This window comes from Pseudodesulfovibrio sp. zrk46, assembly GCF_012516435.1.
GTDB lineage: Bacteria > Desulfobacterota > Desulfovibrionia > Desulfovibrionales > Desulfovibrionaceae > Pseudodesulfovibrio.
Genome location: NZ_CP051216.1, coordinates 1,713,339 through 1,727,352, shown reverse-complemented (window position 1 = coordinate 1,727,352; position 14,014 = coordinate 1,713,339). Strand labels below are relative to the sequence as shown.

General features: G+C 57.8%; 17 protein-coding genes. 13 read left to right on the top strand and 4 right to left on the bottom strand.

Features of this window, described 5'->3' with window-relative positions; genetic code table 11:
• Positions 1 to 66 precede the first annotated feature (66 nt).
• From HFN16_RS07860 to rfaE2, 11 genes are all read left to right on the top strand, one after another.
• A complete protein-coding gene (locus HFN16_RS07860; RefSeq protein ID WP_168890232.1) occupies positions 67 to 612 on the top strand; it encodes a chemotaxis protein CheD in 546 nt (181 codons plus the stop codon).
• Positions 613 to 620: 8 nt separating this feature from the next.
• Complete coding sequence (gene budA, locus HFN16_RS07855; protein WP_168890231.1) at positions 621 to 1,424, top strand: acetolactate decarboxylase; 804 nt, start codon at positions 621 to 623, stop codon at positions 1,422 to 1,424.
• Between the two features lie 8 nt (positions 1,425 to 1,432).
• Entirely contained in the window at positions 1,433 to 1,741 is a 309-nt protein-coding gene (locus HFN16_RS07850; RefSeq protein WP_168890230.1) for an Hpt domain-containing protein, read from the top strand.
• Between the two features lie 2 nt (positions 1,742 to 1,743).
• The gene (locus HFN16_RS07845; RefSeq protein ID WP_168890229.1) at positions 1,744 to 2,703 is read left to right on the top strand and encodes a glycosyltransferase family 4 protein; all 960 of its coding nucleotides are present in this window, start codon (positions 1,744 to 1,746) and stop codon (positions 2,701 to 2,703) included.
• A gap of 93 nt (positions 2,704 to 2,796) precedes the next feature.
• Positions 2,797 to 3,471, top strand: coding sequence for an AMIN domain-containing protein (locus tag HFN16_RS18970; protein ID WP_168890228.1), 675 nt, complete (start codon positions 2,797 to 2,799; stop codon positions 3,469 to 3,471).
• A gap of 21 nt (positions 3,472 to 3,492) precedes the next feature.
• On the top strand, positions 3,493 to 4,131 hold the full coding sequence (locus tag HFN16_RS07835) for a hypothetical protein (protein ID WP_168890227.1): 639 nt from the start codon (positions 3,493 to 3,495) through the stop codon (positions 4,129 to 4,131).
• Between the two features lie 193 nt (positions 4,132 to 4,324).
• A complete protein-coding gene (locus HFN16_RS07830; protein WP_168890226.1) occupies positions 4,325 to 4,981 on the top strand; it encodes a metallophosphoesterase in 657 nt (218 codons plus the stop codon).
• A 15-nt stretch (positions 4,982 to 4,996) separates the two neighbouring features.
• Positions 4,997 to 5,467 (top strand): 23S rRNA (pseudouridine(1915)-N(3))-methyltransferase RlmH, encoded by a 471-nt coding sequence (locus HFN16_RS07825; RefSeq protein WP_168890225.1) that lies wholly within the window; start codon positions 4,997 to 4,999, stop codon positions 5,465 to 5,467.
• A 146-nt stretch (positions 5,468 to 5,613) separates the two neighbouring features.
• Positions 5,614 to 5,880, top strand: coding sequence for a hypothetical protein (locus HFN16_RS07820; RefSeq protein WP_168890224.1), 267 nt, complete (start codon positions 5,614 to 5,616; stop codon positions 5,878 to 5,880).
• A gap of 118 nt (positions 5,881 to 5,998) precedes the next feature.
• Positions 5,999 to 6,793, top strand: coding sequence for a YkgJ family cysteine cluster protein (locus HFN16_RS07815; protein ID WP_168890223.1), 795 nt, complete (start codon positions 5,999 to 6,001; stop codon positions 6,791 to 6,793).
• Positions 6,794 to 6,803: 10 nt separating this feature from the next.
• Complete coding sequence (rfaE2, locus tag HFN16_RS07810; RefSeq protein WP_168890222.1) at positions 6,804 to 7,286, top strand: D-glycero-beta-D-manno-heptose 1-phosphate adenylyltransferase; 483 nt, start codon at positions 6,804 to 6,806, stop codon at positions 7,284 to 7,286.
• A 135-nt stretch (positions 7,287 to 7,421) separates the two neighbouring features.
• Here the strand turns inward: rfaE2 and HFN16_RS07805 are convergent, their stop codons facing one another.
• The 4 genes from HFN16_RS07805 to HFN16_RS07790 all read right to left on the bottom strand — a co-directional run bounded on the left by HFN16_RS07805 (position 7,422) and on the right by HFN16_RS07790 (position 12,370).
• Positions 7,422 to 7,760, bottom strand: a complete 339-nt coding sequence (locus HFN16_RS07805) for a P-II family nitrogen regulator (RefSeq protein WP_168890221.1) — start codon at positions 7,758 to 7,760, stop codon at positions 7,422 to 7,424.
• A gap of 14 nt (positions 7,761 to 7,774) precedes the next feature.
• A complete protein-coding gene (locus HFN16_RS07800) occupies positions 7,775 to 8,995 on the bottom strand; it encodes an ammonium transporter (RefSeq protein ID WP_168890220.1) in 1,221 nt (406 codons plus the stop codon).
• Between the two features lie 563 nt (positions 8,996 to 9,558).
• Entirely contained in the window at positions 9,559 to 12,000 is a 2,442-nt protein-coding gene (locus tag HFN16_RS07795; RefSeq protein ID WP_168892295.1) for a glycosyltransferase, read from the bottom strand.
• A 28-nt stretch (positions 12,001 to 12,028) separates the two neighbouring features.
• A complete protein-coding gene (locus tag HFN16_RS07790; protein ID WP_168890219.1) occupies positions 12,029 to 12,370 on the bottom strand; it encodes a TraR/DksA family transcriptional regulator in 342 nt (113 codons plus the stop codon).
• 77 nt (positions 12,371 to 12,447) lie between these two features.
• Between HFN16_RS07790 and HFN16_RS07785 the strand changes: the two genes are divergently transcribed.
• Entirely contained in the window at positions 12,448 to 12,990 is a 543-nt protein-coding gene (locus tag HFN16_RS07785; protein WP_247648476.1) for a DMT family transporter, read from the top strand.
• A gap of 147 nt (positions 12,991 to 13,137) precedes the next feature.
• A complete protein-coding gene (locus HFN16_RS07780) occupies positions 13,138 to 13,998 on the top strand; it encodes a 4-hydroxybenzoate octaprenyltransferase (RefSeq protein WP_168890218.1) in 861 nt (286 codons plus the stop codon).
• The last annotated feature ends 16 nt before the right edge of the window (positions 13,999 to 14,014 follow it).

The following is a 14,014-nucleotide window of genomic DNA, read 5'->3' as shown; positions in this document are numbered from 1 at the left end:
TAACAGAGGTACACTGATATTCTGCCGAAATCGGCGTTATGGACCGCAATCAGGATACGACGACGGATGAAAGGACTCGGACAGGGACTTCCCAAGGTTTTTCTGCAGACAGGTGACTGCTTTTTCGGTGTTCAACCCACGCTGGTGACCACAGTGCTGGGCTCATGCCTCGCTGTGACCATACATGCCAAGCAACAGAACATCGGCACCATTTGCCACGCCTTCCTCCCGGATAGCTCCGAGGCCAAACGGGCGGGTAAACACGATCCGCAGATTTGTCGATATGTGGACTCGGCTCTCCTGAATATGTTGGAGACCATGGACAAGATCGGCATCCCCCGTCGCGAACTGACCATCAAGATGTTCGGCGGTTCCACCGGTATCGCCGTACGCGGCATGGAGCATACCTCTTATGACATCGGCAGACGCAACATCGAAATGGCCCGCAAGCTCCTTCGTTTCGCCAGACTTCCCATTCAAGTGGAGGACGTAGGCGGCTCTCAAGGGCGCAAGCTCATGTTCCAAACCCAGACAGGTGAAGTGTGGGTCAAGAAACTCAACAAAGTCGATCACGAAGAGCTGGCCAAGTCTGGCACAGGTATCAAACTGTAGGAGCTCCCATGCAGCGCAACCGGAAACCGTCCTTTTTCTCCACACTCATCCTGACACCACTTCTGCTGGTTTTCCTGTGCGCGCCATCACTGGCCGGGGACACCCTGTTCCAGTACTCCACCATCGACGCCCTGCTGGCCGGACTCTACGATGGCAAGATGACCGTGGAGCAGCTCAAGTTCAAAGGTGACTTCGGGCTGGGCACCCTTAACGGCATCAACGGCGAGCTGATCCTGCTTGAAGGACAGGCGTACAACGCGGCTCCGGGCGGGCACGCAGCCACCCCGGACGATCAATCCCTCATCCCCTTTGGCGCCGTGGCCTTTTTCCGTGACGATGCGAACATCGAGATGCCCGCCATCACTTCCATGGCAGAGCTCAACAAGCAGCTTCTGAAGCGACTGCCCTCGGAGAATCTCTTTTACGCCATCCGCATCGACGCGGATTTCCCCACCATCAAGACGCGAGCCATTGCCAAACAACAGCCGCCCTACAAGCCGCTGGCCGAAGTGGTGAAGCAGCAGGTGGTGGTCAACCTGTCAGGCAAGGGGACCCTCGTGGGCATCTACTCGCCTCCCTTCGTCAAGGGCGTGGGCGTGCCCGGCTTCCACTGGCATTTTCTGACCGAAGACCGCTCCAAGGGCGGCCATGTCCTCGACCTCGCCATGGCTACGGCCACGGCTCAGGTGGACACGCTCAACGACTTCACGGTCCGCCTGCCCAAGGACGGGGCCTATGACAAACTGGATTTGACCGGCGACAAGAGCAAGGAATTGCACGCCGTGGAAAAGGATACGGAACACAAACAGTAGGAGCGCGAATGACTCGATTTCAAGTGACCGTAGACGCAGACCTCGAACCCATCATGGACCGCTACTTCGCCATTCAGCAAAAAGAACTCAGCCTGATGGATGAAGCCATTGTCGACGGCGACCCCAAAACCCTCAGCCGCCTTGGCCACAAGCTCAAGGGTACCGGCACCTCCTATGGATTTCCCCGCCTGACCGAGTTGGGCCTTGCCATTGAGAACGCAGGCAAGGACGAGGACCTGCCCAAGGCGCAGGAGTTGATTTCTCAGGCTCGCAACTACATCGAGAACGTGGAAGTCGTGTATCAGGAGATCGGATAGCCATGAACATCCTCATGTTCGCCATCAATGATCCTGCCGGGACCGCAATACAGTTCTGCAAGGCCATCAATCGCCACTCTGACCATGAGGCACGCCTTGTCACGCTGGAAACCCGCTATACCCACTCGTGGGAAAAGGATCTGCACGTACCGGACCTCGGCCCGGACGGTCTGGAGGAGATACGCATCCTCATGGACAAGGCGGACGTGTTTCATTTCCACATGACCTGTGACGAGCATCAGCCCTTTGGCCCACACCTCCCCGCCGACCACATGGCCGGGAAGCACATTGTTCACCATCACCACGGCCACCACGATTTTCGCTCCAACCCGGAGTCCTTCCGTACCAAGTACAAGGACCTCGGCCGCACCAACCTGCTCGTCTCCACCCCGGACCTCATGAAGAAGCTGCCCGAGGCCCGCTGGCAGCCCAACCTCGTCCCCATCAACGAACCGCTGTTCACCCCCATGTGGGGCCGTTTTGATGACCGCGAGAAGCTCAAGGTCTGCCACTCGCCCACGCGCAAGGATCTCAAGAACACCGACGAGTTCGAGGCCGCTGTCCGCCGCCTCGGCCGCGAACGCATCCACCTCGATGTGGACATGATCGACGACGTGCCCAACGACGAATGTCTTGCCCGCAAGCGCCGCTGCCACGTCCTGTTCGATCACATGCAGGGCTACTACGGCGTCAGCAGTCTGGAAGGGTTGTCGCAAGGGCTCGCTGTCATCGCCGGGCTCAACGACTGGAATCGCCAGCAGGTGGCCGACTTTGCCAGGACCGACGACCTCCCATGGGTGCTCGCCTACGATCAGCCCCAGCTGGAAGATCGGCTTCGGGAGCTCCACAATGATCGAGATCTCTGCAAGGCCATTGGCGAAAGGAGCCGCGCCTTCATGGAAAACCACTGGTCCGACAAGCATGTGGCCGACAGGCTTATCGAGTTTTACGAGCAGTTCTAAGCCTCATTCGCCCGGCAGCGCTTTCCTGCCGCCCCCTTTGCCATTACCGCCTGAATCCAGTATACCGACCAGAGTCCATTTCAAGGGAGTGTCATGTCTAAATCCGTAGGCGAACGGTTGGTACTGTCCGTCATCATTTGCATATTCGGTCTGGGAGTAGTCATCCTGCACGCCCAGATTGCCTCTACCAACGCGGAAGTTCCGTCCGAAGTCCGCCGCATGGTGGACCCCACCGTACTGCCGCTTGTCCCGCCACCGGGTGCGCCCGCAGAGGAGTCCGAGCCCGTGGCGACCGGTGAGGAAGAAATACCTGTCGAGTTGCCGGACCTGCCCGTATCCGAGGAGCCAGCTCCAGAGCCGGACCCCAAGGCCGAACCCGCTCCCACCCCCAAACCTGCGCCGGTAGCCAAGCCCACGCCCACGCCAGCTCCTGCTCCCAAGGCAGGTATCGGAACCGTCACCGCAGCCACCCTCACCAACACGGACACCGGATTCATTCTCACCGTGCAGTGTGATCGTCCCGTTGGCGACACGTCTTATCTGAATCTTTCCAATCCGCGCCGCCTCGTCATCGACATGCGTCAGCCATGGGACCTCAAGACCAAGAACGTGATCCGTTCCAGCACCGGGGCCATCAAACACATCGTGGTCGGTGCCCATCCCGATCGACTCCGCTTCGTGGTCCATTTCCGCAAGGCCCCCGCTGGCAAGCTCGAGCCCTCTTTTACTCGAGAAGGAAATCGCTTGGTTGTGCGGGTGGATTTGTAGAAACTGAAGCTGAATCAAAACATGCAACTTCAACCTCTGCATATAGTAGGAAAAGAAACTTCCAAACTGTACCCGTTCACCCATTCACTTGTTGAACAACTTGATAAGAAACTTATCAAGTTAGTTATTAAATGGCGCGTTATGGGGTATGGGGGAAAATTAGAAATAAAAGAGTACGACGGTTCCCATATTTATTATCAGGGAATCACATATAGCGGTTCTCCAGAGGTCGTTTTTTGGGGAAGTTGGATGAACGACTATCTCAAGAATGACTCTCTAAGCATCTTGAACGATGTTGCAGAGAGTGCACATAAAGCAGATTACGATGTCAAAGAGTGTGTTGATGAAGCCCTTGATTTGCTGTGCATAATGGCAAGCCGCATCTACGATCAAATGGTCGATGTAGATAGTAAACTGAGAGGGGATGGAGTTAAATTTGGAAAACCTCGAAATGTCTCAGACCGTAAGTCAAACTTTCGCAAATACTTAATCCCACATGGCTCAATTTTAGTAGACAAATATAGTACTCGACCTCCCCAAAAAAACGTGAGCAGCCATCGACAAGACCTATTTGAAGCAAAACCCGGTGTTATGGGATTCCGTATCAATTTAATCGAGGGCTATAGAAGACTTCGTAAGTACTTTATGAATGACAATTAGCTAATCCTTATTCTCCCATACAGCCCCCACCCCAATGCTCTGAAAATCTTCCACTGACTGAGCTTCAAAATGTCAGTGTTTATCAACCGACGAAATACACCCCATCTTTACCTTACGGCGTTTGACTCAAACATGCGCTGGGGCTACTGTCGCGCCGAGTCGAACAACCATCTTCTTATATGGAGACTGAGATATGTATTGGATCGCCTTCGGAGACATCCACGAATCCACCGATATGTTGAGCCTGATCCCTGATCTGGCAGACGCTGAGGGCGTCATCATCACCGGCGACATCACCAACCGGGGCAGCCGCGAGGCGGCCAGCTCCGTCATTGAGGCCGTGGCCAAGTACAATCCCCGTATCCTGGCCCAGCCTGGCAATATGGACACCGACACTGTGCAGGCGTACCTGCAGGAACAGGATATGGACATCCACCTGCGCGTGCGCGAAATCGCCCCGGGCCTCGGCCTGATGGGCGTTGGCCTGTCCACCCCGACGCCATTCGGCACACCGGGCGAAGTGCCTGAGGACACCCTCATCAGCTGGCTGAACCAGACCTATGAGAAGGCCGAGTCCTTTGATCAACTCATCGTGGCCATCCACGAACCGCCCCACGGCACCAAGCTGGACGTCGTCGGCGGCGGCCAGCATGTGGGCAGCCCGGGCGTACGCGCGTTCATTGAACGCACCGCACCCAAGGTGGTCATGACCGGCCACATTCATGAGGCCAAGGGCATGGATACCGTTGGGACCACACAGGTCATCAACCCCGGCATGCTCGCTGGCGGCAGCTACATCCGCATCGACTATGTGGATGGCCAAGTGACCGCCGAACTCAAGACCGTTTAAGGGAACAGGAGAACCATGTCGAAAATCGGCTTCATCTGGGTAGGCAAGCTCAAGGAGAAACACTCCGTGGACGGATGCGCCCACTACTGGAAAAAGCTCTCCCGCTTCTTCAAGCTGGAAGAGTCCATGGTGAAAGACGGCCCATCCAAACTGCCCAATGCCGAGCGCAACAAGAAGGAAGGCGAAGGCATCCTCTCCAAGGTCAAGAAAGGCGACGTGATCATCATCATGGATGAATACGGCGACCGCATGACCTCGCGCGAGTTTGCCAAGCGGCTGCAGAAATGGACCGATGCGCCCAACCAGCGTCCGGTCTTTGTCATCGGCGGCCCGTTCGGCCTGTCCGATGAAGTGAAGGCTGCCGCCCGCCACAAGATCCGCTTAAGCGACATGACCCTGCCCCATGAGCTGGCGCGCCTGCTCCTGCTGGAACAGCTGTACCGCGCCGGGACCATCCACAAAAACATGCCTTACCACCACGATTAGAATGCAAACAAGAGATTGTTCAAAAGCGTGCGAGTGCAAGGCGACAGTCGCAAAGTCCCCGCAGTCGTAGCAGCGCTACGGCGAGGACGGCTTTGTGACTGGCAACGCAGCAATCGGATGCTTTTCAACAATCGAAGGAGACTTTCATGCTGGATATCGATTACCTTAAGCGTGTGGCCCACTATTTCGAAAGCGGCGACTGCAAATTCGAATTCGAACACGGTGAAGAAGAACGCCGTCTGGCCATCATCGACTTTCTGGAACACCTGATGGAACTGGGCGAACAGGCCGACGAGCTCGCCACCCGCCTGATCTTCAAGGACGCCTACGCCTCCATGGTCACGCAGGAAGGCGTGGAACAGGCGCTGGCCGACGAAGCTGCGGAAACCGCAGACACAACCAAGGAAGACTAACCGCCACCCAGCGCCCTGGGGCCGGACTTTGCTATTGCGCCAGTCCGTGCTACGAGGACGCTCCGACGCGGGCTGCACCGCGCCGCCACACAACAGGGGCCTTGCCCCGGAGACCGCCATGAGCAACGACGAAACCAAAGAATTTCTCGATTCCCTCCCCGAGTTGGAAGAGGGCAAGACATACAATTTCAAGTGCTACCCGGGCATCAAATGTTTCAACGCATGCTGCAGCGACTTGGATATGGTCCTGACGCCTTACGACATCCTGCGTATGCGTAAAGCCTTGGATAAGAACTCCATCGACTTCCTGCGCGTCTACACTGTCGGGCACCGCGCTCCGGACACCAACTTTCCAGTCTTCAAGTTCCGCATGAGCGACAGCAAGGCCCGCACCTGCCACTTCGTCACCGGCGAAGGCTGTGCCATCTACGCAGACCGCCCCGGTGCCTGCCGCATGTACCCCCTCGGCCGCGCCACCCGTCCCGACGGCAAGGGCGGCACCAAGGAACAATTTTTCATCGTGCAGGAAGATCACTGCATGGGCTTCAACGAGCCTGACGAGTGGACCGGCAGCTCCTGGAAACAGGATCAGGGCTTCCACGAATACACCGCCAGTAATGACCGCTACATGAACATTCTGGCCCGCGTGCGTGAAGACGGCCGCCCGGTCTCCGACAAGATGAGCCACATGGCCACCCTCGCCATGTACAAGGTGGACGAGTTCCAGCGTTTCATCGTGCAGATGCGTCTGTTCGACCGTCTGGAGATCGACGAAAAACGCCAGAAGGCGATCCTTGAAGACGAGTTCGTCGCCCTTTCCTTTGCCATGGACTGGTTCGAGCTCATGCTCTTCAGCGACACGTCCAAACTCAAGACCAAGAACGTGCCCACCCGCTCCCGCGGTCAAAAATAGGAGAGACTCCATGTCCCTGCCGCAGAATCCCAAGCTCATGTCCATCCGCACCTTCCTCAAGAAGAAGGCGGAATTCATGCCCGGCCACAAGCTGGTCTTTACCAACGGCTGCTTCGATGTGCTCCACGCCGGTCACGTCGACCTGCTGACCCGCGCCCGCGCTCTGGGCGACTCCCTCATCCTCGGCCTCAACTCCGACGAGTCCGTCAAGATGCTGGGCAAGGGCGACGACCGCCCGGTCAACAATCAGGAAGATCGCGCCTTCGTCCTCGCCGGACTGGAGTGCGTCGATTACATCGTCATCTTCCACGAATCCACTCCGCTGGAAGTGATCAAGGCTGCCCGCCCGCAGGTGCTGGTCAAGGGCGGCGACTGGCCCGTCGACCAGATCGTCGGCGCCGACGTGGTCACCAAGGCTGGCGGCGAGGTCCACTCCCTGCCGCTGCTGGACGGCTACTCCACCACCGGATTCCTCGAGAAGGTCCGCGGATAGTCTCCACAAGACAGATTACACGAAAGGCCGAAGCAGCAATGCTTCGGCCTTTTTTATTGTTTCTCGCAACAAGGCAAAAGAAAACCGCCCTGCCCGACATCAGCCGGACAGGGCGGTTCATTGATTGGCGATAAACTAGATGGCGTCGGAGCCGGATTCGCCGGTGCGAATGCGGACCACGTCCTCAATAGGCGAAATGAAGATCTTGCCATCACCGACCTGACCGGTCCGGGCAGCGCCAGACACAGCCTGTACCGCCTCGGCAACGATCTCGTCGTCAATGACCACTTCGATCTTGATCTTGGGTACGAAATCCACCTGATATTCGGCTCCGCGGTAGACTTCCTTGTGGCCACCCTGTCGGCCAAAGCCTTTTACTTCGGTGACGGTCATGCCCTTGATGCCGAGGGCAGTCAGGGACTCTTTCACATCTTCGAGCTTGTAGCTGCGAGTGATGATTTCTATTTTTTTCATGAGTTCTCCGTGGGTTATGCCTGATAGGCGGATTCGCTGTGCTCGGAAGTATCCATGCCGATCTCTTCGTCATTCTCCTCCATGCGCAGCGGAGTAAACGCGTTGATGCCCTTGAGGATAATCCATGAGATGACCAGTGTATAGCCTCCGACCACCGCAATACCAGTGAGCTGGGTCATCAGGAAGCCGGGATTGCCGAAGAACAGGCCGTCTGCGCCGCCGGGATTGACAGCAGTGGATGCAAAGAAGCCAAGGGCGATGGTGCCGATGAGACCGCCGACACCGTGAATGCCGACCACGTCGAGGGAGTCGTCATAGCCGAAGCGGTTCTTGGCAAGCACGGCGAGGTAGCAGATCATGCCGCCGAGGAAGCCGATGCAAACAGCGGAGTTCGGGCCGACGAATCCGGCAGCCGGGGTAATGGTGGCGAGCCCGGCGATGGCACCGGAGCAGGCGCCCAGCGTGGTGGGTTTGCCGATGTGATACCACTCCACCAGCGTCCAGGTGAGCATACCGGTCATGCCAGCAATGTGGGTGGCGACAAAGGCCGTGGCTGCGATCTCGTCAGCAGCCAGGGCGGAACCGCCGTTGAAACCGAACCAGCCGAACCAGAGCAGGCCCGTGCCGATAACGGTCATGGGCAGGTTGTGCGGAATGAACTGGCGCTTACCGAAGCCCTTGCGGGGGCCGATCATGATGCAGGCAACGAGGGCGGCCACACCACAGGTGAGGTGAACGACCAGACCACCGGCAAAATCAAGCACGCCCATGGCACCGAGGAAACCGCCGCCCCAGATCCAGTGGCAGACCGGATTGTAGACGAGTACGGACCAGAGCACGGAAAAGATGCAGAAGGGCAGGAAGCGAACGCGCTCGGCAAAAGCGCCGGTAATCAGCGCGGGCGTGATGACCGCGAACATGCACTGATAGATCATGAACACGATGTGCGGCACGGTGGTGGCGTAATCCGGGCTGGGCGCAGTCCCCACACCGGAGAGCGCCGCAAAGCTCAGGTCGCCGATAATACCGGCCACGTCCGGGCCAAAGCTCATGGAATAGCCGATGTAGATCCATTCGAGCGTGATGAGCGAGATCATGATGATGGATTGCATAATGGTGCCGAGCACGTTTTTGCTCCGCACCATACCCGCATAAAACAACGCCAGCGCGGGTGTCATGAGCAGCACCAGCGCTGCCGACACGAGGATAAAGGCGGTATCGCCGCTTTGAATCATTCCAACCCTCCGGAAAGAAACATGTAAAAAGGTTGCAAAAAAGCTGACCGCACCACGCGGCCACTCTGTCCGCCCTGCTTCAAGTTCCCGGCCCAAAGCAAGACTTTACATTTTTGGCATAAAAAAACCAAACAGGACCTATCTGCTTAGCAACATTGATGCCACGGGCATATACACCGGAGTTTCAACCCTTTCACTCTACCAGCTGCACACTGACACATGGACAACTCACAAAAATGTCGTCTTCTCTATTTTTATGATTAACAATAATGTTTACTGCCAAAATATGACTCCATTTTTGAGCATCATTATTTTACAATCTGCATTCCAAGCCTCGAAAAACTGGCTAAAACACCGAAAAACACCCTCCCCAAAAATCAAACAGTGCACTTTTGGTCTTCTTCGGGACCAATTTGGACAGCGCATACAGCCAAAACTGTCGAGCCGTTCGTAGGAGCATGAAAAAGGGCTCGCCCCCATCGGGGACGAGCCTTTGAATGTATGAAGATTTGACCGGCTATCAGCGCACCGCGCGTCCGGCCCGAAGAGGTTTTGCCGCGACCTTATGCAGCGACGTTACTGCCGAATATCTCCCACGTTTTCAGAAAGGTGGCATCAAAGGTCCGGTTTTCCACGTGGGCACGGGCCCGTTTGCCCATATACTTGATACGCTCCGGGGTATCGACCATGTGGATGATGGCGCGAAGCAAGGCGTCCGCATCACCTGCCGGGAAGATGAGGCCGGTCTCGTCCTGCAAGACGTTCTCGCAGGGGCCGCCCTTGTCAGTGACGATGACGGGGAGCCCGGAGGCCTGCGCCTCGAGCACCACGTTGCCGAAGGTGTCAGTGGCCGAGGGAAAGACGAACAGGTCGGCGCTGGCGTAGGCCTGTGCAAGGGATTCCCCCTTGAGCACGCCCGTGAAGGTCACGGGCAGACCACGCAATTCACGTTTCATCTGATCAAGGTACGGGCCATCACCCACCACAATGAGTTGCAGGGAGTCGCGCATTCTGGCGGCCTTCTTGTACGCATCGGCAAGGACATCGAGTCCCTTTTCCTGCGACACACGGCCCACGTAGATGAGCTTGGTGCGGCTCTGGACATCGTACTGTTTGTAAAAGCCGTTACGCTTCTCCGGATGGAAACGAAAGGTGTCCACGCCACGCGGATAGGTGACGATCTTTTCTGGATCAATACCGTGGTCTGCCAACTCGAACTTGGTGGCCTCACTGGGGGCGTAGATCACTTCCATCTGGTCGTAGAACCAGCTCATGTACCGCCAGCAGCCGTCCTCAAGGGCGGTGTCCTCAGTGAACGCGCCGACGTACTCGGGAAACGCCGTGTGGTAGGTGCCGTGGAACGGCAGCTTCAGGATACGTGAGATAGCCAGCCCTGCCAGGCCCACCGGACCGGGAGTGGCCGCAAGGATGCAGTCGTACTCCTGCTCGAAGCAGTGGGTCAGCATATCGAGAAACGGCGGATAGGACAGCACCAGTTCCTTGTACTCGGGGACCGAGAACCGCCCCACCGGGGCAAAGCTGACCGCGCCGGGCACGTCGGCCTTGGCACCGCAGGTAATTACGGTCATGTCCTTGCCGTGACGGGCCACCATGTCGAGCTGTTGGCGAATGGTACGGGCCACGCCGTTGATCTCGTCAAAGGTATCCGTGAAGTGGGCAATCTTGAGACCGCGGTCGCGCCTGCTCTCTCCCTTGTTGCGGAAGCGGGACAAAATCTCGCGGGAGAACGTGCGCTCACGGGAAAACAGGTCGTAGCCCACAAAGTAGGGAACCAGCAGGGCGTAGAGGGAGCCTGCCGAGCCCATGGAATGGAAGACGTCGAAGATGTTCGCGCCAAGCACCGAGTTCAGGGTGCGATCGGCAAACTGAGACAGGACACGATTGGCGGCCAGCGACACGAATCGCGCCCACTCCGCCTCCAGCTTTTGCGGATCGCGCACCTTGCCGTGGGCGATGGCGAGGAGTTCCTTGTCGCGAATGATGATCTTCCCGGCCTCCTTGAGCAGCATGTGTTGCACGGAATCAGCAGAGGCGTACTCCCGGTGCAGGGAGGCCTTGCTCCGACCGATCAACTTTAGAAACCGCTCCTTGAGAGATGCAGGCGCCTTGGCCGTGTCCGGCACAGGTGACAGCGCGCTCTGGGCAAAGCGGAAGCAGATGTGCTCGCTGGCAGCGGTCTGCATGGAGCCGATCTTCTGTCGGTAGAACTGGTAGCCGATGCCGTAGAGGTTGTGGGCCATGGTGCGTGGCGTGGCCGGATTGCCAGCCGGCCGACAGGTGTGATTGTCGATGCCGGACAGCACATTCTCCAGAGCGGGTTTGCCCGGAAACGTGGTGTACATTCGAGCGATATTCAGGGAGCTATGATCATCGGACCCGCCCATGAGTCCCTTGACCCAAGGCGTTTCACCCATCGGCTCAATGCCATGGATATTGGCCAGACGCTCGATGTCCATGCGGGACAAGCGCGTGATGATGTCCCGCAGGACCTGATTCTGACGAGCGTCACGGGTCCCGTTTTCCTCGAACACGTCGAACAGGAGCAGAGCCTGCTCGAAGTGGGCGGAGGTCAGCTTGTCATTGACGGCAAACAACGGATGCGCCAACGCATGGGCGATGCCCTGATCGTGCAGGTACGGCACCAGATCGAACACGTTCTCCCTGTGGCGCTGAATGTCGGCATGCTGCGCTTCGCTAATATCGTACGCCAGCACATGCAGCTTGCACCTGTCTTCCGGGAAATACGTGGTGATCTCCTCGCTGACGAACGTGCCGGGAAGATGCGCGATCTCCAGGCATCCATTGATGGTGTTGTGGTCGGTTATGGTCACCAGGTCCATGCCACGCTCCCGGGCAATGGCATACAGCGAAGCCGGCTCCGTAAAACTCTCCGGACAACCGATCTTCTGCAATATCCACTGCGAAGGCCGCGTGGAAAACTTGGAATGGACATGCATGTCCACCTTGAACCGAGAATCACCCATGTTCTGCCCCCAGTCGTTCAGGCTCGAATTAATGAGAAACACCGTCCTCCAGGGCGGACTGGCAGGAGACGCACAGTCGTGCCGAAGGATTGGCTTTCAAGCGGGCAAGGCCGATATCCTCACCGCACTCTTCACAAATGCCGTAGTCGGTCTCGTGCAAACGCTTGAGCGCGTTTTCCAGCTCCACCATCCGCATCTGGCGGCGGCGGTGCATCGCCACGTTGACGCCCAACTGGGCCAACTGGGATGCGAAGTCATTTTCATCCGGACAATTCTCCACAGCCAGGTTGGCGGCCACGCCCTGAGAAGAGAGGGAATCCAGTCCCTGCATGAGGTGGCTCTTGATTTCACGACGCTGCGTTTCAGTCATTTCAAGTCCTCTTTTGTTTCTCTAGAATTGGTTGTCCATTGACTGATAACCGTCTAGCGGGATTTGGGTTCGCGAGAATGGCGCTTCGGTTACGAACTGCCGACAATTACGCTATAAACCCTACTGGAACCGGGACCTTTCCATGGACGAACAAGGCAAAGCGCGATATCCTGCCGCTCATGAAATGGCTGTTCGTATTTCTCGCCCTGCTTGCCGGGGCCACCATGCCGCTCCAGGCAGGCGTGAACCTGCGTCTCAAGCAGGCCCTGGCCGATCCGGTCTGGGCATCGTTCATCTCCTTTGCCGTGGGCACGCTGGCCCTGCTCGTCTACGGGCTGCTCACGCGCCCCATTCCCACTCAGGCCATGGCTGCGTCCGCGCCATTCTGGGCCTGGGGAGGCGGACTGCTCGGCGCGTTCTTCGTCACCGTCATCATCCTCCTTGCCGCCAACCTCGGAGCCACCACCACCATGGCATGGCTGCTGGCGGGCCAGTTCCTCTGCGCCCTGATCCTCGACCACTTCGGCCTCATCAGCTTCGACGTCCACGCCATCTCATGGCAACGCGTTGCCGGTGTCGTGCTGTTGGTCCTCGGGGCCGTGCTGGTAAACAAATATTGATGACAAGACCGAACAGAATCATTGAATTGATTGGCTACAAAGCAATATAGTTCTTAACTAGGCGGGCCTCAGTGCCGGTCACAACGAATACTAAACGGGTTCTCGCCCACAAGTTTCAAGAGCATGGCGAGAGTCTGGAGGTTCTTTATGTCGTTCATGAAAGATCTGGGTGTTGTTTGCAGAATGATTAAGATCGAACACTCGGTGTTCGCCCTGCCCTTTGCGTTCATCGGCGCATTTCTGGCTGCTGGCGGCTGGCCCGGGCTGTACAACCTCGTCATCCTGACCATCGCCATGGTGGCTGTCCGCTCCTTTGCCATGGCCTTCAACCGCTTTGCCGACAGGGATGTGGACGCGGCCAACCCGAGGACGCAGGACCGTCCGCTGGTGACTGGTGAACTGACCACCCGATTCACCCAGCTGTTCCTTGTGGGCACTGCCGTGATCTTCATCGTCATGTGCGGCCTGATGAACCCGCTCTGCCTGAAACTTTCTCCGCTGGCGCTGGGCCTGTCCGCCTTCTACAGCTACTGCAAGCGCTTCACCTACTGGTGCCACTTCGTGTTGGGCGCCGTACTGGGTCTGGCCCCGGTAGCAGGCTGGCTGTGCGTGGATCCGACCTTCACCCTGCCTGCGGCCCTGTTCTTCTGCGGCGTGGCCCTGTGGGTGGCTGGTTTTGACCTGCTCTACGCCTGTCAGGACGCCGACTTCGACAAGGAAATGGGCCTGTGGTCCATCCCGGCCCGACTGGGCATCCCGTCCGCGCTGGCCATTTCCACCCTGAGCCATGTCATCACCGCTGCCCTCTTCCTGATGGCAGGCTGGGCTGCGGGCCTCGGCGGCTGGTACTTCCTTGTGGCGACCGCCGTGGGCATCACCCTCATGGCCGAGCATCAGATGGTCAAGCCGGACGACATGAGCCGCGTTAACGTCGCCTTCTTCACCATGAACGGCGTCATCGCGGTGGTGCTCTTCTTCGGCGTGTTGCTCGATCTGTTCACCGCGTGATAGACTCCGGAGCTTG

Excerpts from the sequence above, each read along its gene's own strand:
- HFN16_RS07850 (WP_168890230.1), top strand. The coding sequence starts at position 1,433 with ATGACTCGATTTCAAGTGACCGTAGACGCAGACCTCGAACCCATCATG.
- HFN16_RS07815 (WP_168890223.1), top strand. The coding sequence starts at position 5,999 with ATGAGCAACGACGAAACCAAAGAATTTCTCGATTCCCTCCCCGAGTTG.
- HFN16_RS07825 (WP_168890225.1), top strand. The coding sequence starts at position 4,997 with ATGTCGAAAATCGGCTTCATCTGGGTAGGCAAGCTCAAGGAGAAACAC.
- HFN16_RS07835 (WP_168890227.1), top strand. The coding sequence starts at position 3,493 with ATGCAACTTCAACCTCTGCATATAGTAGGAAAAGAAACTTCCAAACTG.
- HFN16_RS07795 (WP_168892295.1), bottom strand. The coding sequence starts at position 12,000 with ATGGGTGATTCTCGGTTCAAGGTGGACATGCATGTCCATTCCAAGTTT.
- HFN16_RS07800 (WP_168890220.1), bottom strand. The coding sequence starts at position 8,995 with ATGATTCAAAGCGGCGATACCGCCTTTATCCTCGTGTCGGCAGCGCTG.
- HFN16_RS18970 (WP_168890228.1), top strand. The coding sequence starts at position 2,797 with ATGTCTAAATCCGTAGGCGAACGGTTGGTACTGTCCGTCATCATTTGC.
- HFN16_RS07860 (WP_168890232.1), top strand. The coding sequence starts at position 67 with ATGAAAGGACTCGGACAGGGACTTCCCAAGGTTTTTCTGCAGACAGGT.
- HFN16_RS07785 (WP_247648476.1), top strand. The coding sequence starts at position 12,448 with ATGGCGCTTCGGTTACGAACTGCCGACAATTACGCTATAAACCCTACT.
- HFN16_RS07805 (WP_168890221.1), bottom strand. The coding sequence starts at position 7,760 with ATGAAAAAAATAGAAATCATCACTCGCAGCTACAAGCTCGAAGATGTG.
- budA (WP_168890231.1), top strand. The coding sequence starts at position 621 with ATGCAGCGCAACCGGAAACCGTCCTTTTTCTCCACACTCATCCTGACA.
- HFN16_RS07790 (WP_168890219.1), bottom strand. The coding sequence starts at position 12,370 with ATGACTGAAACGCAGCGTCGTGAAATCAAGAGCCACCTCATGCAGGGA.
- HFN16_RS07830 (WP_168890226.1), top strand. The coding sequence starts at position 4,325 with ATGTATTGGATCGCCTTCGGAGACATCCACGAATCCACCGATATGTTG.
- rfaE2 (WP_168890222.1), top strand. The coding sequence starts at position 6,804 with ATGTCCCTGCCGCAGAATCCCAAGCTCATGTCCATCCGCACCTTCCTC.
- HFN16_RS07780 (WP_168890218.1), top strand. The coding sequence starts at position 13,138 with ATGTCGTTCATGAAAGATCTGGGTGTTGTTTGCAGAATGATTAAGATC.
- HFN16_RS07845 (WP_168890229.1), top strand. The coding sequence starts at position 1,744 with ATGAACATCCTCATGTTCGCCATCAATGATCCTGCCGGGACCGCAATA.
- HFN16_RS07820 (WP_168890224.1), top strand. The coding sequence starts at position 5,614 with ATGCTGGATATCGATTACCTTAAGCGTGTGGCCCACTATTTCGAAAGC.